We start from the raw sequence: 22179 nt of genomic DNA on the forward strand, positions 1-22179 counted from the left end.
TACTTCGCAGCTGGGGCCCGCACCTTGCGGTGCGGGCCCCAGCTCGCGGCATTTCAGGGCGCATCACACATCGCCTTCGGCTCGTTCTCGCGATTCTCTGCGCTGCTCATCAGCTGCGGGAATTCCTTGATACGCGCCGTATCAAGGAAGGTTTCGCATGAATCGCACACGTACTAATCCCACCCGTGGCCGCTCCGCCGGTCCGCGCCGTTCCAAGCCCCAAGGCAATCGACAGAGCGTGTCGGGCGAGTTCGCGCCGCCCAGGACGATCACACCCGCTCTGCCCGCTGTCGAGGCGTTCGCCGATCTCGACATGCCCGCACGGCTGTTGGCCACGCTGGCCCAGGAAGGCGTGACCGTTCCGTTCCCGATCCAGGCGGCGACCCTGCCGAACTCCCTGGCCGGCCGTGACGTCCTCGGCCGCGGCCGCACCGGCTCGGGCAAGACCCTCGCCTTCGGCCTCGCCGCGCTGGCCCGTACGGCGGGACGCCGTGCCGAGCCGCGGCAGCCGCTCGCCCTCGTCCTCGTCCCCACCCGCGAGCTCGCCCAGCAGGTCACCGACGCGCTCACGCCCTACGCCCGCTCCTTGAGCCTGCGGCTGGCCACCGTCGTCGGCGGAATGTCCATCGGCAGGCAGGCCGGCGCGCTGCGCGCCGGGGCCGAGATGGTCGTCGCGACGCCCGGACGCCTCAAGGACCTCATCGACCGGGGCGACTGCCGTCTGGACGCGGTGGACATCACGGTTCTCGACGAGGCCGACCAGATGGCCGACATGGGCTTCATGCCGCAGGTCACCGCGCTGCTCGACCAGGTGCGTCCCGGAGGGCAGCGCATGCTCTTCTCGGCCACCCTGGACCGCAACGTCGACCGGCTGGTGCGCAGCTACCTGCACGACCCCGTCGTCCACTCCGTCGACCCCTCGGCCGGCGCGGTCACCACGATGGAGCACCACGTCCTGCATGTGCACGACGCGGACAAGCACCGGACGACCACCGAGATCGCGGCACGGGACGGCCGCGTGATCATGTTCCTCGACACCAAGCATGCGGTGGACCGGTTGACCAAGCACCTGCTCAGCAGCGGCGTCCGCGCCGCGGCCCTGCACGGCGGCAAGTCGCAGCCGCAGCGCACCCGCACGCTGACGCAGTTCAAGTCCGGGCACGTCAACGTGCTGGTGGCGACCAATGTCGCGGCGCGCGGCATCCACGTCGACAACCTCGACCTGGTCGTCAATGTGGATCCGCCCACGGACCACAAGGACTACCTGCACCGTGGCGGCCGTACGGCCCGCGCCGGCGAGTCCGGCAGTGTCGTCACCCTCGTCACCCCGAACCAGCGCCGCGATATGAGCCGGCTGATGGCTTCGGCGGGCATCACGCCCCAGATCGCCCAGGTGCGTTCGGGCGAAGCGGAGCTGAGCCGCATCACCGGGGCCCAGGCCCCTTCCGGTGTCCCGGTCGTCATCACCGCGCCGCAGCCGGAACGCCCCCGCACCGCGTCCTCCGCGTCCTCTTCCCGGGGTCGTCGGGGCCGCCGGGGCCAGGCCGGCCAGGGCCGCCCCGCGGGCGAAGCGGCACGCCGCGGCGGACCGCGACGGACCGGCTTCGGCTCCGCAGCCTAGGACGCCATCCCTCTTTACCTCCCAGTGGGGCCCTGCCGACGCGCGTCGGCAGGGCCCCACTGTCGTATCGCCACGCAGTCCAGCTCACATGCCGACTGCCTCAGGATGTCTGCGTCACTCGAACGCCAAAATCTCCTCTTGCCAGAGTAGACATTGGCCGCCGGCACGGTTACTGTTTTTCTCGTAGACAAGGTCAAGCGAGACCCGCCAGACACGAACTGGCGGGGTTCGGAGCAAGAACGGAGGAGCAGACGCCATCAGGATCGCCCGGCCGAGAGCTATCGGTCCGGGTACCGCAAGACCCCGGATTGGATGGTGGTCCCCGGTCACGCAGCCGCGATCCCCGCACCCCTCCCGTCACCGGGCCGGGTAGCGGAAACCGAAGGTCGGCGCAGCATGAGGGCCGACAGATGGTGTTGAATTCCCTTCGGGGCCCTGGTGCCGTACGGCATCAGGGCCCCTCGACGCGTTGTACAACGAGGTGACATGGCAGCAGATATTCCCCTGGGCGACCGCCTGGAAGACGACGACTACCCGGCGTACACCATGGGCCGGGCCGCCGAGATGCTCGGCACCACCCCGGGCTTCCTCCGAGCCATCGGCGAGGCCCGTCTGATCACTCCGCTGCGCTCGGAGGGCGGACACCGCCGGTACTCCCGCTACCAGCTGCGGATCGCCGCCCGCGCCCGCGAGCTGGTCGACAGGGGAACCCCGATCGAGGCCGCGTGCCGCATCGTCATCCTCGAGGACCAGCTCGAGGAAGCTCAGCGCATCAACGCCGAGTACCGCCGCGCCGCGAACACGGCGGCCGAGAGTTCCGGGCCCGGTTCGAGCTGACCCTCTCCCTCCCCGACACCGGTGTACGTGTCCCGGTGTCACCAGCTCACGGCGTCGTCCATCGACTGCTGCCAGTAGGTGACCTTGAGCGAGTCGTCGACGTACACGCCCTTCGCGGGCAGTGACGGGTGGGCGCCCGCGCCGACACTCCCGTTGCCGGAGCGGCCCTGGAAGTAGACGGCCAGGGACTTCGCGGTGTAGCCGTTCGCGCCGCTGCCGTCGGTGGCGGACAGGTTCACTGAGGCATAGCCGGACTCGCCGGGATTGAGCGTGACGACCGCCTGCGGCTGCGAGTCCTCGATGACCGGGGGCACGGCCTGGGCGTCACCGAAGCGGACGGCCGGGTAGCCGTACAGGTAGCAGCTCTTGCTGCCGGTGTTGGTCACCGAGAGCAGCATGTGGTTCACGGGACGGGTCAGCGGAGCCGCGACCGTCTTCGTGGTGGAGCCCTCGCAGGTGACCGGCTTGCCGGAGGCGGCGGGCGCCTTCGGGGCGGAGGTGCGCGCGGTGGTCGTCGTGGCACCGCCCGCGGATCCGGCGCCTCCCGCAGACCCGGCACCGGAGGAGCCCGTGGCCGCCGACGGGGCCTTGCCGGCCGAGGAGCCCGAGGGGGCCGGGGAGTTGGAGGCCGTGGTCGGAGAAGGGGCCGCGGACGAAGAGCTCGTGCTCGACCCGCTGCCCTCGTCCTGGGTGCCCGTCCCGTCGCTGCACGCGCTCAGCGAGAGCGTGGCGAGGACGGCGGTGGCCGCGGCGGCGACGAGACGGGTGCGGGAGGTGCGGAGGCTGGACATGGTGTGGTGCCCCTTCGGTGTTCGGGTGGCGGTGGTGATTGGATGACCGAAGCTTGTGAGGTGATCCGTCCCGACCGCCACGTTCAGCGGGCAGTTGGGGACGCTGGAACGCCGAAATGGGCTCTGACCAGGGGGGATTCAGCGACCCTGGAATGCGTGAATGGGACGCTGGGGGTTGAGGGGAACGGGTGTCGGAGGAAACGGGGACCGAACGGACCGAGGAGTTCGCGCAGTTGCTGCGGGAACTCAAGGACCGGTCGGGTCTGAGTTACGGGACGCTCGCCAAGCGTCTGCACATGAGCACGTCGACGCTGCACCGCTACTGCAACGGCACCGCGGTGCCCGTCGAGTACGCCCCGGTGGAGCGCCTCGCGAGGGTCTGCCGGGCCACACCGCAGGAGTTGGTGGAGCTGCACCGGCGCTGGATCCTGGCGGACGCGGCACGTGGGCGCAAGGCGGATCAGGGCGCGGCGCGGGGGCCTGCTCAGGAAGCCGGTTCGGACGGTACGGCGGACCCCGGACAGGGCGAGGCCGGGGGCGAGGACGGTGAGCCGGTCGTCATCGATACGGCGGGCTTGGCCGTGCCGCCTCGCCGTCCCTCGTGGCTCCGTCGTCGCCGTACCGCGCTGATCGCCTCCGTCGCGGTGGTCGCCGCGCTGGGTGCCGTCGCGTATGCCCTGCGTCCGACGACCGTACGCGCCGGGGACACCACGGCGCCGACGTTCACCCGCACCCTGGACGTCGGCGAGCCCGCGAGGCCCTCCGCCACCCCGTCCCCGAGCCGAAGCGGACACAAGCCGTCCGCGTCGGCCTCCGCCTCCCCCACCGGGACGGCCGGTTCAGGCAACGCCGGGTCCGGCACCTCGAAGGGCGACGGCAAACAGGGCGCGAACCGGCCCGCCACCGCCGTCCCCCTCGCCGTCGCCGTCCGCCCCTACGTCTACGAGGACCCGTGCAGCCAGCACTTCCTCGTCGACAGCGACCCCGCGCAGGTCGGCCCGCCGGCGACCGAGGAGAACGCGCCGCGCTGGTCCGCCGCCTACGGGGCGGTCGCCTCCGGCGAGCAGCGGGTCGCGCTCACCGTCCAGGGCACCGGCGAGGACACCGTCGTCCTGAACTCCCTGCACATCCGCGTCCTCGCCAAGGGCGCGCCGCTCGCCTGGAACGACTACTCGATGGGCGTCGGCTGCGGCGGCGGTGTCGGCACCAAGTCGTTCGACGTTGACCTGGACAACGGCAGTCCCACCGTCACCGTCAAGAACGGCCAGCGCGACTTCCCCTACAAGGTCAGCGAGTCCGACCCGGAGGTCTTCTACGTCACCGCCCGCACCAAGGCGCACGACGTCCGCTGGGACCTCGGCCTGGACTGGTCGAGCGGCGACCGCAGCGGCACCGTCCACATCGACAACGCCGGCAGGCCGTTCCGCACCAGCGCCGACGTGGGCCGCCCGGGCTACGACTATCCGCTGGGCAGCAGCGAGTGGATCGAGCGGGTGGGCGGCTGATCCGGGCGCACTCGGCGGTTCAGAGCAGTTCGGGCTGCGGCTGCTGCGGCTGTCGCGCCGGGGCGGTCGCCGGTTCCCACCGGGCGACGGTGCGGACATAGCCGTAGATCACCGAGGCCATCGCCAGCAGGAGAAGCGGTCCGGCCAGCCACGGGTACTCGGCCATGCGCACCGGCAGGAAGCGATACGACACGAGGAGCGCGACGAAGACCGTCGCGCCGTAGGCGGTCAGCCGGAGCCCTGACCGGTCCCAGTCGCGGTCGAACGAGCGCAGTCCCGCCTCGATGGTGAGGGTGAACACCACGCCGGCGACGAGGTCCACGCCGTAGTGGTAGCCGAAGCCCAGCGTGGCGCTGAGGGTGGCGATCAGCCAGAAGGTGCCCCCGTAGCGCAGCAGGCGGGGGCCCGTGCGGGAATGGATGAAGATCGCGGTGGCCCACGCCGTGTGCAGGCTGGGCATGCAGTTGCGGGGGGTGACCTCGTCGAACGGTATGGAGTGCGGGGCGGATATCGGCGGCGGTGTCTGCGGCCACAGGTTCGCCACCGCCCAGTGCCCGTCGCTGGGTATCTGCGGCGACCACAGGGCGATCGACGCCCAGTGGTCGGTGCCGGTGCCGTAGGCGAAGACCGGGCCGACCACCGGGAAGATCATGTAGATGGCCGGTCCGAGCAGGCCGATCAGCAGGAAGGTGCGCACCAGGTGGTGGCGCGGGAAGCGGCGCTCCGCCGCCACGTTGCGCAGTTGGTACAGCGCGACGACCACCGCGGCCACCGCGAGCTGGCCGTAGATGGTGTCGAGGAAGTTGAAGCCGATCGCTCCGGTGGCCGTGACGATCCGGCCCATGATCCACGACGGGTTGCCGAGGGCGTGGTCGGCGTTCGCCAGATACGGGTCCAGCACCTCCGGCCGGCTCTTCGCGGTGATGAGGAGCCAGGTGTCACCGGTCTTGCGGCCGGCCACCAGCAGCAGGCCCAGCCCGACGCCCTTCAGCAGCAGGACGCGTTCCCGGCCGGTGCGGCGGGTGACGGCGAAGACCGCGCAGCCCAGGAGCACCCAGAGCGCGCCGTTGCCGAAGGGGTGGCCGTGGGTCACCTTCACGTCGAAGACCCATCGGACCACCGCGAAGGCGAGGTCGATGCCGACCGCGGCACCCGTCACGATGAACCGTTGCCGCCAGGTGAGCACCACCATCATCAGTGCCAGGCCGGCGTACAGCATCGGGCCTGACTTGGGCGGGCCTATCAGCTCTCGCGCCTGTGTGGTGAGCGGTCCCGGCAGACCGTAGTGACGCGCGGCGAGCTCCAGCGCGATGAAGAAGCCGAGGGCCACGACAGCCGCCACGGCCCAGAGTCTCGCCCGCGAATCGATCTGCGGTGGCATTTGTATCAATTTCGGCCAATTTCACTAGATGCTCGTCAGAAAACCGCCCGCCCGACTGAGGAAGAGGGAAGGATCGCGGTCCGGGTTCCTGTGTCCCCCCTGAGGAGCCCGGCTCACCGAAGATGCAGGGTATGGCATGACGCCAACAATCGAACACCGGGTGGCGGCGGTTCGATCGGTCGTCTTGCTCACGCGGGATCCACGGACCGGCTGCAGTACGCGGGGCGCCGGATCAGGTGCCCGGCCTCCGGCGGGTGGCGTTCGCGTCAGGAGATGGCCCTGAGTCCGCCGTGGGCCGGGCGGCGGAGGGCGTCGACGGTCTGGGCAGTCGCCTCGTCCGCGGGCAGGAGGACGACCAACTGCTGTGCGTCTGCGGAGAGTTCGAGCGTCTCGCGGACCAGCCGGAGCTCGCGTCCGGAGGGATGGTGGAGCCGGAGATCCCCGCGCTGCGGAACGACGTGCCGGTTCAGGCGCCGGGTGAGCTCGGGGCCGGCGACGGGTGCGAGCTCCGCGGTGAACCATTCGTAGGTGTCGAGGGACGGGCCGAGCCACAGGTCGAAGGCCCGCTCGTCCGCGACGTCGTCCCAGTCGGGGAAGACCGACCGGGCGCGGGGGTCGGTGAAGACGTACCGGGTGAGGTTCGGGGTGTCGGAGTCGAGCAGTCCGATCCCGCGGGTCACCGCCTCGAACGCACTGGTGTGGGCGAGGACGTCGCCCATCCGGTTGGTCACCAGGGCGATGCCCGGCTCCAGGAGGCGCAGCGTCCGCAGGACGGAGGACCGTACCTGGCGCGACGGAGGGGCGGGCCGGGTGTGAGCGACGCACTCACCACCGCTGATCTTCGTGAGATAGCGCAGGTGGTTGCGCTCGGCGGGGCCGAGGCTGAGCGCGTCGGCCAGAGCGTTGACCACCGCGATCGAGGGGTTGCGGTCGCGGCCCTGCTCGATCCGCGTCAGGTATTCGACGCTGATGCCGGCCCGGGCGGCGAGGTCCAGTCGCCGCAGCCCCGGTGACCGGCGGCGGCCGCGGTCGGGCAGGCCCAGATCCGCCGGCTGGGTGTTGTCCCGCTTGGCACGGATGAAATCCCCCAGAGGTGTCCCCATGTCCCGAGCATAGGACCGCCCCCGCCGCCCGCCGAGAGCTCAGGGTGGCCCTGCGGGGGCCAGCCTGAACCCGGTCTGGCTGCGGCCTCGGCGGGATCCGATCGTGGTGGGCATGGAAAACGAGAAGCACAAGCTGGTGGTCATCGTCGGAAGCGTCCGGGAGGGACGGTTCGGGCCGGTCGTGGCCTCATGGGTGGCCGAACAGGCCGCGGCGCACGGTGGTTTCGAGGTGGAGGTCGTCGATCTGGCCGAGATCGACGTTCCGTTGTCACTGCCCGCGGTGTCGCCGAAGTACGCCGGGGACGACTACCCGCGGCCTGCCGGGATGGAGTCGCTGACGTCGGCCCTGGAGGCCGCCGACGCGTTCATCGTGGTCACGCCGGAGTACAACCACAGTTACCCCGCGTCCCTGAAGGCCGCGATCGACTGGCACTTCACCCAGTGGACGGCCAAGCCCGTAGCCTTCGTCAGCTACGGCGGCGCGGCGGGCGGGCGGCACGCCGTACTGCACCTGGAGAACGTCCTGACCGAACTGCACGCGGTCACCGTCCGCGACGGTCTCGCCTTCCCCAACTACTTCACCGCCTGGCAGGACGGCCGCCCCCTCGACCCCGAGGCCGCCGGATACGCCAAAACCCTGCTGGAGCAACTGTCCTGGTGGGCAGCCGCTCTGCACACAGCACGCCAGACCGCTCCCTACCCGGCGTAAGCAGGCCGACCGGGGCGTACGTCCCGCTCGACGGCCCCGGCTCGCCGACCAGCGGCAGGCCCCGAGGGTAGGCGGCCCGGGCAGGCCCCCCGCGCTCGGCACGCGAGACCGCTCACTACCCGGCTCGAGCAGGCCGGGTAGGGCATACGCCCCACTCGACGGCCCGGTTCGCCTACCGGCCGGAGGCCGATGGGCGGCGGTCGTCCCGGGATGCGTGCAGGGCCGGTTCGGCGGCGTGTCATCCCCGTACCGGCCCGACCAGTTACGGGGGCGTGGGTCCGGACCCGGGTCGGGACCCACGCCCCCGCTTGTCGCTGCACGCCCCGGACCCGCCCGCTTCGGTTCACCACCGCATCCCTCCCGGTGCGTGACTCCCGGCGGGCACGGGGACACGGAGGACAAGGTGGACACAGGGAGACACCCGCGAGCACGCCGCGGAAGATGCGTTGCGGATCACCCCACGTGTCGGGGCCGCTTCCCGGAATCTTCAGCAGGCCGCAAAAGTCTGCCACGGCGGCGTCACATATGCGTGCACGCCGCCGTTAGGGTTGTGACCACCTGGGGACCGCATCGGTGCCGAGCCCGCCGGGACCCCTGGACGCGCCCCCGAAACGAAGGTGCCATGCCCGCCGAGACCTCTCCCGCCGGCCATCTCGATGACGACGACTACCCCGCCTACACGATGGGGCGGGCCGCCGACCTCCTCGGCATCACCCCCGCCTTCCTCCGGGCCGTCGGCGAGGCGGAGCTGATCACGCCGCTGCGCTCGGAGGGCGGTCACCGCCGGTACTCCAAGGGCCAGTTGCGTATCGCCGCCCGGGCCCGTGAACTCGTCGACCAGGGCACCCCCGTCGAGGCGGCCTGCCGCATCATCACCCTGGAGGAGCGGCTCGCCGAGGCCCTCCGTCTGAACGAGGAGATGCGTCGGCGACCGAACGAATAACTGTCGCGGCCGCAATAGAATCATGGGCGGGGCGCAGTCAAGTTTTCAGCCTGATCGCCACCAGAATTCGGACCGACGTAGATCCGCCCACCTACCGTGTGTTACCGTGATAAAAGTTGCAGTTTTGGTTTCCGGAGAATTTCTCTGAAGTTCCCCGGCGTCTTTCCGGTCTTCCGGAGGGGAGTCCATCGCGGCGACTCGGGGTCCGTACAGTGCGGGTCCCGGCACTGCCCCCTAGGGAGATTCAATATGGCATCTGGCACCGTGAAGTGGTTCAACGCGGAAAAGGGCTTCGGCTTCATCGAGCAGGACGGCGGCGGCGCCGACGTGTTCGCGCACTACTCGAACATCGCCACCTCCGGCTTCCGCGAGCTTCAGGAAGGCCAGAAGGTTACCTTCGACGTCACGCAGGGCCAGAAGGGCCCGCAGGCCGAGAACATCGTTCCCGCCTGACGCTGACGCGTATCTTCACGGCTGGGGCCCGCACTCTTGGGGTGCGGGCCCTGTCCCATTGTCCCGAAGAATCTGAATTCTTCGTTTCTCCCCGGCTCTTTCTTGCGAATTCTTGTGCGGTTTCGCCGCGCCCCGGAGGAATTCCTCGACACGTGCCGCACGCATCGAGGAAGGTTCCCCTCCCATGAACCGCACCCGTCGCACCGGGAACACCGGGAACAACACGTCCCGTTTCCGCTCCTCGCGTGGAGCGAGCCACCAGCGCTCGCGCCCGGCCGCCGCACCCGGCGGTGAGTTCACCCTCCCCACCACCGTCACCGAGGCGCTGCCCGCGGTGGAGGCGTTCGCCGATCTCGACCTGCCCGAGCGTCTGCAGGCCGCGCTCCGCGCCGAGGGCGTGACCACACCCTTCCCGATCCAGGCGGCGACCCTGCCGAACTCCCTGGCCGGCCGTGACGTCCTGGGCCGTGGCCGCACCGGCTCGGGCAAGACGCTCGCCTTCGGTCTGCCCCTGCTGGCCCGCCTGGACGGCCGGCGTGCCGAGCCCCGGCATCCGCTCGCCCTGGTCCTCGTACCGACCCGCGAACTGGCCCAGCAGGTCACCGACGCGCTCACGCCTTACGCGCGGGCGCTGCGCCTGCGCGCGGCGACCGTCGTCGGCGGCATGTCGATCGGCCGTCAGGCGTCCGCACTTCGGGCCGGCGCCGAGGTTCTGGTGGCGACCCCCGGCCGGCTCAAGGACCTCATCGAGCGCGGCGACTGCAGCCTGAGCCAGGTGACGATGACCGTCCTGGACGAGGCGGACCAGATGACCGACATGGGCTTCATGCCTCAGGTCACCTACCTGCTCGACCAGGTCCGTCCCGACGGCCAGCGGATGCTGTTCTCGGCCACGCTCGACCGCAACATCGACCTGCTGGTGCGCCGCTATCTGCACGACCCGGTGGTCCACTCGGTCGACCCCTCCTCGGGCACCGTCACCACCATGGAGCACCATCTCCTGCACGTCCGCGACGACGACAAGCACGCCACCGCCACCGAGATCGCCGCCCGCGACGGCCGCGTGATCATGTTCCTGGACACCAAGCACGCGGCGGAGCGGCTGGCCAAGCACCTGCTGTCGGTGGGTGTGCGGGCCTCGGCGCTGCACGGCGGCAAGTCCCAGCCGCAGCGCACCCGGACCCTGGGCCAGTTCAAGGACGGCCAGGTGACGGTCCTGGTGGCCACCAACGTCGCGGCCCGCGGGATCCACGTCGACGACGTCGACCTCGTCGTCAACTTCGACCCGCCCGGCGACCACAAGGACTACCTGCACCGCGGCGGCCGTACGGCACGCGCCGGCGAGTCCGGCACCGTCGTCACCCTGGTCCTGCCGCACCAGCGGCGTGCGGTGGACCGTCTGATGTCCGACGCCGGCGTCTCCGCGCAGACCACCCGCGTCCGCCCCGGCGAGGCCGAGCTGAACCGCATCACCGGCGCCCGCACTCCCTCCGGCGTGCCCGTCACCCTCCCGGTCCCGGCCGCCGCCGAGCAGCCCAAGCGCTCCGGGGCCGCGGGGCGGAGCCGTAGCGGCCGGCCCGCGCGTGGCCGCCGCCGCTCCACCCCCACCAGCCGCTAGCCGTACGACCCACGGACGGGGTCCGGTGGCCGGGCCACCGGCGTCCCCGTCGAGAAGGAGACGAACAGGGCCGCACCCTGGCCGTTCTCACCGTCACGTCCCGACCGCTCCCCGTGGAGGCACCATGCGCATCGTCATCGCACGTTTTCCCTTCGACCTGACCATGAGCGAGGTCGAGAGGTCGATGGAGGGCGTCCAGCCCGAACCCGCCACCGGCACGTGTGTGACCGTCGGCCGCCACGTCTACCCGGTCAAGCAGGTCGGCCAGGTGATCACCCGTCAGGACCGCCGCGACTTCACCGCCAACGAGGTGAGCAGGGCCCTGACCCGGCTCGGCTTCACCTGCCACGAGGTCCAGCCGCCCCGCCCGGAGGCCTTCAACGACCCGTCGGCGTCCCTCCCCTGGGCCGACACCCCGCTGGGCTGACCCGCCGGTTCACCACGGCCGACGCCGCGGAGCCTGCCGGAGCAGGAGTTCGACCCGGCCCCTCACACACCCGCGCGATCAACGGGGCTCGCCCTCCGGCAGGCCTGGACCTGCGCACTCCGAGTGCCGAGATCACTCCGTTCCGTTTCCCCGCCCCGCCACCCCGTGCAAGACTGCGGCTCCGCACGGCAGAGCCGCCGTGTGCCTCCTGTCCTCGCGTGCCTGCTGTCCTCGCTTGAGCGGGGGGCTGTGCGGCGGGACGCTGGAGGGATGGACAGCAGGGGCAGCACACCCGGAGGCACCGTGGACGGACGCGTACCCGAGGACCTCGCGGTCGTCGTCGACGCGGGCGGAACGGTCACGGTGTGGAGTGCCGGGGCGCGGCAGCTGCTCGGATACGAGGCCGAGGAGGTCGTAGGACGTCCTGCGGCCGGACTGCTCGCGGCCGACCTGCCCGAGTCCGCGCGGCGCCATGTGACCGTGGGCCGGCGCTGGGCCACCGAGGTCGCGCTGCGACACCGGGACGGCGGCCGTGTCGTCGTGCGGCTGATGGCGACACCGCTCGCGGACGGCGACGGCGGGCGGCCGTGGCTGGTGACCCCCGCCGCCCCGGAGCGGGTGGCCGGGCCCGTCGAACCGGACGCGGAGGCCCTGTGGGACCTCACGCTCGCGCAGCTGCCCGTGCCGGTGGCGGTCTACGACCGTGAGGCCCGGCTGGTGTCGGCCAACGAGGTCATGACCCAGGTGATGGGCCGCAGCGTGGCCGAGATGCGCGGACTCACCCTGTGGGAGATAGAGCCGAACCCGCCCTTCGACGAGTACGACCGCCTCCAGCGGCAGGTGCTGCGCACCGGTGAGCCGGTCTTCCACGAGAACTTCGGACAGTCGCCCGGCGAGGTCCGCAACCACGCCTGGTCGATGTTCCTCTCGCCGCTGAAGGACGAGAGCGGGGCGGTGCGGGGCGTGTCCGCGGCCGTCTTCGACACCACGGAGCAGTACTGGGCCCGCCGTCGCCTCGTCATCCTCAACGACGCCAGCCTCCGCATCGGCAGCACCCTGGACGTGACCCGGACCGCAGACGAGCTGGCCGAGGTGGCGGTGACGGGCTTCGCGGACTTCGTCACCGTGGACCTGCTGGAGTCGGTGGCGCTCGGCGAGGAGCCGGAACCGGTCCCGCCGAACCAGCCGGTCACCCTGCGCCGTACGGCCCAGCGATCGGTCCTCGACGGCTGCCCCGAGTCGGTGGTCCCGACCGGCGCGACGACGTTCTACCCGGTGGACACACCCCCGATACGGGCCCTGGTCGCCGGCCGCGGCACCCTGACGGCGGTCGGGGACCCCGGGATGCAGAGGTGGATCGACTCCTCCCGGGGCCGTGCCGAGGCCGTGACCAGGCACATGATCCACTCGGTGATGATGGTGCCGCTGCGCGCCCGCGGGGTCACCCTCGGCCTGGTGCACTTCCTGCGGCACCGTACGGCGGAGTCCTTCAGCGAGGACGACCTGCTGCTCGCGGAGGAGATCGTCGCGAGGGCGGCGGTGAGCGTGGACAACGCCCGCCGCTACACCCACGAACGCCGCACCGCGCTCACCCTCCAGCGCAGCCTCCTCCCCGACCGCCCGCCGGACCTGGCGGCCATGCAGGTGGCGTACCGCTATCTCCCTGCGGGTTCCGGCGCGGACGTCGGCGGGGACTGGTTCGACGTCATCCCGCTGTCCGGCGCCCGGGTCGCCCTGGTCGTGGGCGACGTGGTGGGCCACGGCATCCACGCCTCGGCCACGATGGGCCGCCTGCGGACGGCCGTACGGACACTCGCGGATGTGGACCTCGCCCCCGACGAACTCCTCACCCAGCTCGACGACCTGGTCGTCAGGCTCGACCGGGAGGAAGGGCCGCAGACCGGCGGGCGGGCGGAGGCCCCGACGCCGGGCGAGGTGGGGGCCACCTGCCTGTACGCGGTCTACGACCCGGTATCCCGCCGCTGCACGATGGCCCGCGCCGGTCACCCGCCACCGGCCGTGGTCACCCCCGACGGCGAGGTCCGCTTCCTGAACCTCCCGACCGGCCCCCCGCTCGGCCTGGGCGGTCTGCCCTTCGAGTCCGTCGAGGTGGAACTGGCGGAGGGCAGCCTCCTCGCCCTCTACACCGACGGCCTGGTCGAGGCGGCCGACCGTGACATCGAGGTCGGCCTGAACCTGCTGCGCGGAGCGCTCGCCGACAAGGCGGGCCCCCTGGAGGAGACCTGCGACCGGGTCCTGCGGACGGTCCTGCCGGCCCGCCCCGCCGACGACATCGTCCTGATGCTGGCCCGCACGTCGGCCCTGGACACCGCGAAGGTCCGCACCTGGCAGCTCCCGCGCGACCCGGCGGCGGTGGCGCGGGCACGGAAGTCGGCGAGCGAGCAGGTGACGGCGTGGGGGCTGGGCGATGCGGCCTTCGCGACGGAACTGATCGTCAGCGAGCTGGTCACCAACGCCGTCCGCTACGGCGACGACCCGGTCGTCCTACGGCTGATCCGGGACTCGGCGCTGATCTGCGAGGTGTCCGACGGCAGCAGCACGGCTCCGCATCTGCGGCGGGCGAGGGTCTTCGACGAAGGTGGGCGGGGGCTGCTGCTGGTCGCGCAGATGGCGGAGCGGTGGGGGAGCCGGCAGACGGCCACGGGGAAGACGATCTGGGCGGAGCTGGGGTTACCGGACGATTAGGTTGCCCGGGTTGCCCGATGTGCAAGGGACGGCAAACGGAACGGTGAGTTCACCCCCCTGTGCGACGATGCGCCCGTGAACGCACCCTCCAGCCCTTCCCCAGGCGGCCCCTCCACGATGCCCGCCCCCAAGTCCCCTGGTTTCGCGGCGGAGTTCAAGGACGCCGTGACGCTCAGGGCCTTCGGCCTGGTTCTCGGCGGCCTGCTGGTCCAACTGGCCTTCATCGTCTCGTACGTGGGCGCCTTCCACTCCCCCACCCCCCAGCGGATCCCGGTGGCCGTGGTGGCCCCCCAACAGGCATCCGCGAAGATCGTCGCCCAGCTGAACGCCCTGGACGGCGACCCGGTGAAGGCGACGGCGGCTTCCAGTACGGCTGTTGCCCGCGAGTGGGTCCTGACCCGCCGTACGGACGCGGCATTCCTCTTCGACGCGACCGGCACCAACGACACTCTGCTCGTCGCGTCGGCGGGCGGCCCGTCGGTCTCCCAGACGGCGACCCAGATCGCCCAGAAGATCGAGGCGTCGGAGAAACGCCGGATCACTGTGACGGACATCCGCTCCCCCAACTCCGGCGACGGCCGCGGCATGACGTCCTTCTACCTGGTCCTGGGCTGGGTGATCGGCGGCTACCTCACCGCGACGATCATGGGCATGGCATCCGGCTCCCGCCCGGCGAACCGCCCCCGCACCCTGATCCGCCTCGCGGTCCTGATCCCGTACGCGGTGGTGTCGGGCGTGGCCGGAGCGGTGATCGTGGGCCCGGTGTTCGACGCGCTGGGCGGCCACTTCTGGGCACTGAGCGCGATCGGAGCCCTCACGGTCATGGCCTCGGCGGCCACGGCGCTGGCGTTGCAGACCCTGCTGGGCCTGCTGGGCACGGGCCTGGTCGTCCTGTTGTTCGTGGTCCTCGGCAACCCGAGCTCGGGCGGCGTCTACCCGGCGCCCCTGCTCCCCGACTTCTGGAGCGCGATCGGCCAGGCACTGCCGCCGGGGGCGGGGACGACGCTGGTCCGCAACACGGTGTACTTCTCCGGGCATGCGACGAGTTCGGCGCTGTGGGTGCTGGGGGCGTATGCGGTGGGGGGAGCGGTGTTGGCGTGGGGGGCGTCCTGGTGGCGGGAAGGCCGGGGGGCCGACTCGGGGGCGTCGGTGGCTGCCTGAGTGGAGCCCTGTTCCACGTCGGCGGGTACGCGTGTCGCCTGGTGGTAGTACATCCGCCACCCCGCGGCCCCGTCTCCCTTGCGCCAGATCGAACTGTGCCTGGTCCTGCGCCCGCCGAGGGTGGTCTCGAACGTCAGATGGACCAGCCCCGGGGACAGCAGCACGCCCGACATGTCCGAGGGCTCGTAGCGGGGACCGCTCGGTGAACTGCCCGGATGGTCGGGTAGTTCGGCGAGCATGGTCTCGTACGTCCAGCGTCGCCCGGACCCGCCCACCTCTACGAACTGCGGGTCGAGAAGCTGTCCGGCGAGTTCACGCGAGGCGCGGACTCGCGGATCCATGAGCTGCAATTCACCCGCGATCGCCTGGTCCACATCGTCTCTCGCACTGTCCATGGACGTATCTCACCGGGCTCACCAGGACTGCCGCAATCGAGTATCGCTGCGCCCGCCTGACGGTCGTCCCGGCCTCGACTCGGACGACCGTGTCGGTCACCTCGACCGGGTCCGACGAGACGGACTTCGACGACGAGGGTGTCGAGCGGGATCAGCGTCTACACCTACGTTCTCGACCCCGCGACGAAGACCTACCGGGACGGAGACGTGTTCACCGGCGTCGTCAAGGTGACGGCCCCCTTCCCGGTGGAGATCGACCTCGGCCAGGTCTGACCCTTGAACCCGTCCGGGGTGTGGAAGTGGTCGCGTACCTCCTGGAGCACCAGGTCCGAGAACCAACTGTTTGGATCCGCAAGGAGACCGGCTACACCTCGTCCGTGGCGAACAGTTCGAGGTGCCCGCACTTCGGACAGCGAAACGCCACTATCTGCCGCCGGGGGCGCCCCATCCGCTTGGCGCCCCCGAAGAACCCCCGCTCCAACGCGCCCTCGATCCAACGCGCGTACCCGCGCGAGTGCTCGCCGGCGTCCTCAATGAAACCGTCCATCAGACCGACGGTGCCGCAGTGGGTGCATGTGTTGTTGTTCATCCCGCGAGTTTGAAGTGCTCTCCTTTCTTCGCCAAGCTCAGGAAGGAGATTCCTGCCTACCTTGCGGTGGCGGGCTTGGCGCCACGGGTGCGCCTGACGACTGCCCTCCCGGCAGCCGGGATCGCCACGAGGCCGATCCGGTACAGGTGCAAGATGTTCCGGGCAGCGTTCCAGTCGGCGTTGCCGGACCAGCCGCAGTCTGGGTTCTTGCATACGAACGTGGCCTGGTCTTCCCGGCTGCCGGGCGTGAGGAAGCCGCACGCGGAGCATCGCAGGGAGGTGTTCGGGGCGGGAACCTTGTGCAGGGTGCCGCCGTGGCGGGCGGTCTTGTACGTCAGCATGGTCACGGTGCGGCCCCATGCCTCTTGGCTGATGGAGCGGTTCAGGCCGGACTTCTGCGCGACGTTCTTCCCGGGTTCCTCGATGGTTCCCCTGGCGGACTTGACCATGTTCGTGATGTTGAGTTGTTCGACCACGACCGTGCCGTAGGAGCGGGCGAGGTTCGTTGTGGTCTGGTGCTGCCAGTCAACGGCGCGGCGCGTGGCTCTTGCGCGGAGCTGCTTGATCTGGTCGTAGGTGCGGTGCAGCCGGTTGGAGCTGCGCTCTTTGGGCTTGCGGAAGGACTTGCGGTGTGCGGCTTGCCGCTCCAGGCGGAGCAGCTTGGCCTTCTCGTCCGGGTTCAGCCACTTGTCCCGGTCGGCGGTGCCGTCCGGGAGCCGGGCGGGTCGTTCGTGGTCCTGATGGTTGCCGTCGGACAGAGCAAGGGGGAGGTTGACCCCGGCGTCGATGCCGATTTCAGGACCAGTGTGCGGCTCAGGCTTCGGCTCCAGAGTCTGGATTCGGAAGGCGATATGCCATCCGAGCCCGTCTTTGACCAGACGTGCCCCGGTGATCCGGTTCTCCTTGTTGGCGAGCTTGCCGACCGGGAGATCCTTGGTCCAGCGGAAGCGGACACGTCCGATCTTGGGGATGTTGACCATGCCCCATCGGCGGTGCACCCGCTTGATCTGCAGGTCACGGCCCTGCGGGATGTCCACAGACATGGCGGTGCGGAAACGGGCCTTGAAGTTCGGCTCGTCCGCCCGCCCGTCCCAGCAGTTCCGCCACGCCTGGAAGTACGTTTTCAGCACCGCCTGCGCGGCCTGCGCAGGCAGCACCGCGTACCAGTCGATCTCCTTACGGGCCTGACGCAACGTCTGGTCCATGCGGGACAGCGAGCGCCGGCACTTAGGCGTCATGGTCCACAGGTCGTGGAGCTGATTCCACATCGCCCGCGCCGCGTGCGCCTGGTCGTCCATGGGCCGGATCTGTGCAGGCGTCAGCGCCAGCCGGGCGCGGTGCCCGAACTGCCGCTTCTCCCGCTCACGTTCCGTGTTCACGCGATCACTGTAGCATTTGGTTCATGTCACCACGCTGGAATCCAAACCCCGATGTGCGCACCGGTCGTCACGTCGTCTACAACCTGCATGTCCACTTGGTTTTTGTCACCAAGTACCGGCGCAAGGCATTCACCGATGCGATGTTGACGCGCACTGAAGAGATCATGCGGGAGGTCTGCGCGGACTTCGAGGCCGAGCTCAAGCAGTTCAACGGCGAGCAGGACCATGTGCACCTGCTCGTGCACTACCCGCCGAAAGTCCAGCTCTCCAAGCTGGTCAACTCCCTCAAGGGCGTGTCCTCCCGCAGACTCCGCCAGGAGTACAGCACGCACGTCCGCCGTTACCTGTGGGGCGGACACTTCTGGTCCGGCTCGTACTTCGCCGGGTCCTGCGGCGGGGCACCGTTGACCGTCGTCAAGCAGTACATCGAGAATCAGCAGCGCCCCGTGGGCTGAGGACAACACTGCGGGCCCGTGCGTACGCTCTGGGTCAGAGCAGTTCCGAGATGGCCTTCTTCACCCCCGCCGTAAACGGCCGAGCACTGCCCAAGATCAGAGGTAGGAAACGGTGCCCTACGTCACCGCCAGTGCCGGCGCCGCCGCCGGCATCTTCCCCACCCGCGCCCTCCGCAGGAACGGCTTCTCGATGGCGTAGTACGACAGCAGAGCCATCAGCAGCGTCAGCACCACGGTCGCCGCCAGCCGTCCCTCATTCACGCCGAGGGAGGCCAGGAGCCGTACGACCGGGTAGTGCCAGAGATAGATGCCGTAGCTCAGGTTGCGGCCCACCCAGGCCAGTGGAGTCAGGGCCAGCAGGCGGGACATGCGGGCCTCGGGACGTAGTTCGAGCGCCATGACCAGCGTGGCGGACAGGGCCGCCACCGCGAGGAAGCCGACCGTGTACCACACGGCCGTCCAGACACCGAGGTCCTCCGTCACCGGTACCTGCCAGGCGACCAGTCCCAGCAGGGCGAGCGCCGGCCACGCGAGGCGGCCGGACCAGGTGCGCAGGAGGGTCAGACGGGGGTCGTCGGACCGTAGGCGTGCCAGGGCTACGGCGACCAGGGCGCCGGCCAGCAACTGGTCGGCGCGGGTGTCGGTGCCGTTGTAGATGCGGTGGGCCGCTTCCGGGTTCCACAGGACGCAGCGCCACAGCAGCGGCAGCGCGCACAGGGCCGCAGTGCACAGGAGGACCGTACGGGCCCGAAACCGTCGTAGGACAAAGAGCAGAACGAGCGGCCACAGCAGATAGAACTGCTCCTCCACGCCCAGCGACCAGGTGTGCGCGAGCGGCCTGGTGAGCTCGGAGTAGGGGCCGGACTCCATGGCCCGTACGACATTGGTGAGGAAGGCGGCCGACAGGCCCGCGGCCTGGAGCGAGCCGTCGAAGCCCCACAGGGAGGTCGTCGACGCCAGCAGCGCGCAGACCGCGCACAGGGCCAGCAGCGCGGGGACGAGTCGCATCCAGCGGCGCCGGTAGAAGGACATGAGGGAGATGCCGCCGCGGCGGACGTACTCGGCGAGCAACAGGCGGGTGATGACGAAGCCGCTGATGGTGAAGAAGACGTCCACGGCGACCGCGCCGCCCGGCAGCACGTCGGGCTCCACGTGGTGGACGACGACCAGCGCGACCGCGAGGGTGCGCAGTCCGTCCAGTGCGCCCACCCGGCCGGTGCGGGACACCGCGGACGGAAAACCCCGGCTCGCACGGGGTGCGACCGGGGCTGGGGGTCTGCGGACGCCGACCGCCGTATCCGCTCCTTCCTGCTCCTTGTCCGCCACGGCCGTCGAGTCCGGTGCCTTCGCCATGAAAGAGATCTCTTCTCACCTGCCCGCTGAATCGAGTAATCCCGGTGCGCCTAACCGGAAATCACGCTCGCATGCCTCTCTGGGCGTGGGCTGTGTGGCGGAAGAATGACGTGTTCATGACAATAGAGCGGCAACACCAAAATCCGGGCCCCCTGGCCGGCGCGTACGGCGCGAGCCAGGGAGACGGCCCGACCCGGAAGGACGTCCACTCGGTGATCCGTACCCCGAACGGCAACGACTACGAGCTAGGCCGCCTCGGGTCGCGGGAACTCCTCGTCCTCGTCCTCCCCGAAGTCCGGGGCCTGGAACGGGTTCGTGGTGGGAGGCGGCAGAGCCACGGGGGTGCGCTGGGGCTGCCCTTCCGGAGCGGAGAACAGCGAGGTCAGATCGATGAGAGAGGGTCCTTTCTCCTACAGCTTGGTCATCTTGGAGTACGGGCTCAGGATCCGCATCTGCGACGAGCCGAAATCCACGAGGACCGCGATTCCGTCCTCGACGCCGATAACCCGGCCGAGACCGTACATGTCGTGGGTGACCTGGTCGCCGACCGCGAAGTGCTTGGGCGCGGGGGCGACCGGGGCTTTGAAGGGACTGGTGGGCAAATGACGCTTCGGTGCAGCAGGCTTTGTCATCCTCCTCAGTATGCGCCTACGGCGGCCCCGCCCGCTCCGTCTGTCCAGGTCCCGATTCGAACACGGACGGGCAACAGACCGCGGACGCGTCGCGGAGAAGGCCGTGGGCCTGGGACCTTCTGTCCCATGTGGGGTATGTCATGAGTTCTGTGCCCCGGTCCGCTGCAGCCCGCAGCTGCAGCTGAAGGTGCGGGCCGTGGCCGGCGCCGCCGTGGGCGAACAGGGCGCGATCGAGTACTCCGCCACCGGCGGCCCCGACGGCACCCTGACCGCCCCGGAATACTCCGCTGAGACCTTCGTCACTGTCGGCTCCGGACCCGGTTTCCGCATCGTCAACCGCAGCCCGGCCTGGGTGGCCCACGTCGCCTCGGGAGGCCCGATCCCCGCGATCGACTACTACCTCCCGCCGGGCACCACCGCCACCTCGGTGCCCAGCACCTGCCCCAGCGCCTCGCCGTCCGCCGCCGCCCCGGCGATCCCCCGGCTGCGCGTCGACCAGGTCGTCCCCGACGCCACGGGCCGGGTCGTCGTCCGTCCCTACGACGGCAGTGCGTCCTTCGCCTTCGACCCGAAGACCAGGAACAACTCGGCGAAACTGGTCGTCAACCCGTCCGCCTGACGGCAGCGAAGGGGAGCGGGCCCGTGGCCGGCCCCCCTCATCCCCGTACGCTCCCCATCTCCGCCATGAACCCCGCCGGGTTGCTGTCGAACCCCCGGATCAGCTCCTTGAGGCGCCACGCCCCGGACGCGTCCCTGGTGAACTCCGCGATGGTCGCCGCCGTGGCGTCCGCGACGCCCGCGAAGTCGTCGGCCAGCATTTGGCGGTAGCCCTCGACGACGAGCACCCCGGCGTGGGAGAGGTCGCCGAAGGTGCGGGGGCCGCCGGTCTGGTGGATGGCGACGCCGACCACCACCCGACCGTAGGCCGACGACAGGCGCTCGAACTCCAGCTCCATCACCTCGACGACCCCGAGGCCGAGGCCGGTCTCGCTGTGCCGGATCATGGTGATGGTGCCGTCCGGCGAGCGGCTCTCGGTGTGCACGACGTACTCCGGCCGCCCGTACAGGTCGCCCACCGCGTAGGTCGCAGCGACGATGTCGAGATGCCGGGCCGGTTCCCCGTAGGCGCTCGGGTCCCACTTGAGCCGCACCTGGACCTTGCCAAGACCCACACCGTCGGCACGCATCAAGCCGCTCCCCGTCAGAGTTCCGCCGGGACCCTCCCGCATGCTGAAGTATGTGCTCGGAGCAGCCTCTTGATACCTCACTGACGGTTATCTCCTGGTCAGATCTCATCCAGGAAGCCGTCAGCCGGCCGCCGCCCCCGACCTGCGCCAGAGGTCGGTCGTCTCCTCGGCGGCGCCGGGCGCCACGAGCAGCAACGGCTGGTTGTGGGAAGGCAGTTCGGGCAGTGCCATCGCTCCCGCCTCCTGGGCGATCAGCAGCGCGGGGAGTCCGTCGACCGCGTGGAAGGAGCCGATCGCGGCCGCGGTCGCCCGGCCCGCCGCGACCTGCGCGAGGGAGAGGGCCGTGGAGCCCATCACGCGCACCGTGCAGTGCCGGTCGGCGAGTTCGGCGAGCAGGGCGTCCATTCCGGGCCAGTGGGCGTGCGCCGCCCACTCGGTGAGGAAGACATGGCCGGTGAGGGTGGTGTGGGCGGCCGCGTGGACCCGGGTCCCGTTCAGATACGCCCCCCTGCCCCGGACCGCGGTGAACGTCTCGCCGCGCCACGGGTCCGCCACCACGCCGAGCAGCGGGGTGCCGTCGGCGGCGGCCAGGCCCAGCGAGAAGGAGCACCAGCCCAGTCCGTGGGCGTAGTTGGTGGTGCCGTCGACCGGGTCGATCACCCAGTGCGGGGCACCGGCGGAGCCCTCCGTCGTGCCGTACTCCTCGCCGACGATCCCGTGGTCCGGGAAGGCCCGCCCGAGCACCTCGCGGGTGTGCGTCTCCACCGCCTCGTCGGTGGCGGTCACGATGTCCGCGGGGCCGTCCTTCTCCCGCACCTCGGCCCCGGGGTCACGCGGGCGCCGGATGGTCTCCGACGCCCGGGCCGCGAGTTCCGTCGCGACCTCCAGTGCCCGGTCGAGATCCACGTCAGCCATGTCTTCCACACTACGGGCA

At 70.4% G+C, this 22179-nt stretch carries 21 protein-coding genes and 2 pseudogenes; 13 read left to right on the plus strand and 10 right to left on the minus strand.

Translation table 11 applies throughout. From position 1 onward, the window contains the following. The first annotated feature begins 157 nt into the window (after positions 1–157). A complete protein-coding gene (locus RNB18_RS07475; RefSeq protein ID WP_311713336.1) occupies positions 158–1621 on the plus strand; it encodes a DEAD/DEAH box helicase in 1464 nt (487 codons plus the stop codon). A 486-nt stretch (positions 1622–2107) separates the two neighbouring features. Then, a complete protein-coding gene (locus tag RNB18_RS07480; RefSeq protein ID WP_311713337.1) occupies positions 2108–2458 on the plus strand; it encodes a MerR family transcriptional regulator in 351 nt (116 codons plus the stop codon). 38 nt (positions 2459–2496) lie between these two features. Here the strand turns inward: RNB18_RS07480 and RNB18_RS07485 are convergent, their stop codons facing one another. Continuing rightward, a complete protein-coding gene (locus RNB18_RS07485; RefSeq protein ID WP_311713338.1) occupies positions 2497–3249 on the minus strand; it encodes a DUF4232 domain-containing protein in 753 nt (250 codons plus the stop codon). A gap of 188 nt (positions 3250–3437) precedes the next feature. Here RNB18_RS07485 and RNB18_RS07490 point away from each other — a divergent pair, with 188 nt between their 5' ends. Further along, positions 3438–4754, plus strand: coding sequence for a helix-turn-helix domain-containing protein (locus tag RNB18_RS07490; protein WP_311713339.1), 1317 nt, complete (start codon positions 3438–3440; stop codon positions 4752–4754). A 19-nt stretch (positions 4755–4773) separates the two neighbouring features. Here RNB18_RS07490 and RNB18_RS07495 read toward each other — a convergent pair whose 3' ends face one another. Both RNB18_RS07495 and RNB18_RS07500 read right to left on the minus strand, forming a co-directional pair. Beyond that, complete coding sequence (locus tag RNB18_RS07495; RefSeq protein ID WP_311713340.1) at positions 4774–6096, minus strand: phosphatase PAP2 family protein; 1323 nt, start codon at positions 6094–6096, stop codon at positions 4774–4776. Between the two features lie 305 nt (positions 6097–6401). After that, positions 6402–7238: a helix-turn-helix domain-containing protein gene (locus RNB18_RS07500; protein WP_311713341.1), complete on the minus strand. Its 837-nt coding sequence runs from the start codon at positions 7236–7238 to the stop codon at positions 6402–6404. A 112-nt stretch (positions 7239–7350) separates the two neighbouring features. Here RNB18_RS07500 and RNB18_RS07505 point away from each other — a divergent pair, with 112 nt between their 5' ends. The 7 genes from RNB18_RS07505 (at position 7351) to RNB18_RS07535 (ending at position 15255) form a co-directional block, all read left to right on the plus strand. Then, positions 7351–7947, plus strand: a complete 597-nt coding sequence (locus tag RNB18_RS07505) for an NADPH-dependent FMN reductase (protein WP_311713342.1) — start codon at positions 7351–7353, stop codon at positions 7945–7947. Between the two features lie 622 nt (positions 7948–8569). Further along, entirely contained in the window at positions 8570–8890 is a 321-nt protein-coding gene (locus tag RNB18_RS07510; RefSeq protein ID WP_311713343.1) for a MerR family transcriptional regulator, read from the plus strand. A 249-nt stretch (positions 8891–9139) separates the two neighbouring features. Then, a complete protein-coding gene (locus RNB18_RS07515; RefSeq protein ID WP_007383480.1) occupies positions 9140–9343 on the plus strand; it encodes a cold-shock protein in 204 nt (67 codons plus the stop codon). 184 nt (positions 9344–9527) lie between these two features. Further along, positions 9528–10961 carry a DEAD/DEAH box helicase gene (locus tag RNB18_RS07520; protein WP_311713344.1) on the plus strand — a complete coding sequence of 478 codons (1434 nt, stop codon included), beginning with the start codon at positions 9528–9530 and terminating at the stop codon, positions 10959–10961. 124 nt (positions 10962–11085) lie between these two features. Then, positions 11086–11388, plus strand: coding sequence for an SCO5918 family protein (locus RNB18_RS07525; protein WP_069759392.1), 303 nt, complete (start codon positions 11086–11088; stop codon positions 11386–11388). Positions 11389–11658: 270 nt separating this feature from the next. Then, on the plus strand, positions 11659–14094 hold the full coding sequence (locus RNB18_RS07530; protein WP_311713346.1) for a SpoIIE family protein phosphatase: 2436 nt from the start codon (positions 11659–11661) through the stop codon (positions 14092–14094). A 75-nt stretch (positions 14095–14169) separates the two neighbouring features. Then, complete coding sequence (locus tag RNB18_RS07535; protein ID WP_311713347.1) at positions 14170–15255, plus strand: ABC transporter permease; 1086 nt, start codon at positions 14170–14172, stop codon at positions 15253–15255. Positions 15256–15272: 17 nt separating this feature from the next. Here the strand turns inward: RNB18_RS07535 and RNB18_RS07540 are convergent. Beyond that, positions 15273–15650: pseudogene (locus RNB18_RS07540) on the minus strand (nuclear transport factor 2 family protein); the annotation flags it as partial. A gap of 153 nt (positions 15651–15803) precedes the next feature. Between RNB18_RS07540 and RNB18_RS07545 the strand changes: the two are divergent. After that, positions 15804–15923: pseudogene (locus tag RNB18_RS07545) on the plus strand (Uma2 family endonuclease); the annotation flags it as partial. 91 nt (positions 15924–16014) lie between these two features. On the opposite strand, the gene RNB18_RS07550 reads toward RNB18_RS07545, so the two are convergent. Both RNB18_RS07550 and RNB18_RS07555 read right to left on the minus strand, forming a co-directional pair. Next, positions 16015–16239: a hypothetical protein gene (locus tag RNB18_RS07550; protein WP_311713349.1), complete on the minus strand. Its 225-nt coding sequence runs from the start codon at positions 16237–16239 to the stop codon at positions 16015–16017. 56 nt (positions 16240–16295) lie between these two features. Next, a complete protein-coding gene (locus RNB18_RS07555; RefSeq protein ID WP_311713350.1) occupies positions 16296–17618 on the minus strand; it encodes an RNA-guided endonuclease InsQ/TnpB family protein in 1323 nt (440 codons plus the stop codon). Between the two features lie 23 nt (positions 17619–17641). Between RNB18_RS07555 and tnpA the strand changes: the two genes are divergently transcribed. Next, on the plus strand, positions 17642–18073 hold the full coding sequence (tnpA, locus tag RNB18_RS07560) for an IS200/IS605 family transposase (protein WP_266562112.1): 432 nt from the start codon (positions 17642–17644) through the stop codon (positions 18071–18073). Positions 18074–18190: 117 nt separating this feature from the next. Here tnpA and RNB18_RS07565 read toward each other — a convergent pair whose 3' ends face one another. Then, positions 18191–19426: an acyltransferase family protein gene (locus RNB18_RS07565; RefSeq protein WP_311713351.1), complete on the minus strand. Its 1236-nt coding sequence runs from the start codon at positions 19424–19426 to the stop codon at positions 18191–18193. Positions 19427–19836: 410 nt separating this feature from the next. Next, on the minus strand, positions 19837–20058 hold the full coding sequence (locus RNB18_RS07570; RefSeq protein ID WP_037706913.1) for a hypothetical protein: 222 nt from the start codon (positions 20056–20058) through the stop codon (positions 19837–19839). A 196-nt stretch (positions 20059–20254) separates the two neighbouring features. Between RNB18_RS07570 and RNB18_RS07575 the strand changes: the two genes are divergently transcribed. Continuing rightward, positions 20255–20677 carry a hypothetical protein gene (locus RNB18_RS07575; protein ID WP_311713352.1) on the plus strand — a complete coding sequence of 141 codons (423 nt, stop codon included), beginning with the start codon at positions 20255–20257 and terminating at the stop codon, positions 20675–20677. Between the two features lie 37 nt (positions 20678–20714). Here RNB18_RS07575 and RNB18_RS07580 read toward each other — a convergent pair whose 3' ends face one another. After that, positions 20715–21245 (minus strand): TerD family protein, encoded by a 531-nt coding sequence (locus RNB18_RS07580; protein ID WP_311713353.1) that lies wholly within the window; start codon positions 21243–21245, stop codon positions 20715–20717. A gap of 120 nt (positions 21246–21365) precedes the next feature. Continuing rightward, complete coding sequence (locus tag RNB18_RS07585; RefSeq protein ID WP_311713354.1) at positions 21366–22160, minus strand: inositol monophosphatase family protein; 795 nt, start codon at positions 22158–22160, stop codon at positions 21366–21368. Between the last annotated feature and the right edge of the window lie 19 nt (positions 22161–22179).

It is taken from the genome of Streptomyces doebereineriae, from assembly GCF_031845645.1.
Classification (GTDB): Bacteria; Actinomycetota; Actinomycetes; order Streptomycetales; family Streptomycetaceae; genus Streptomyces; species Streptomyces canus.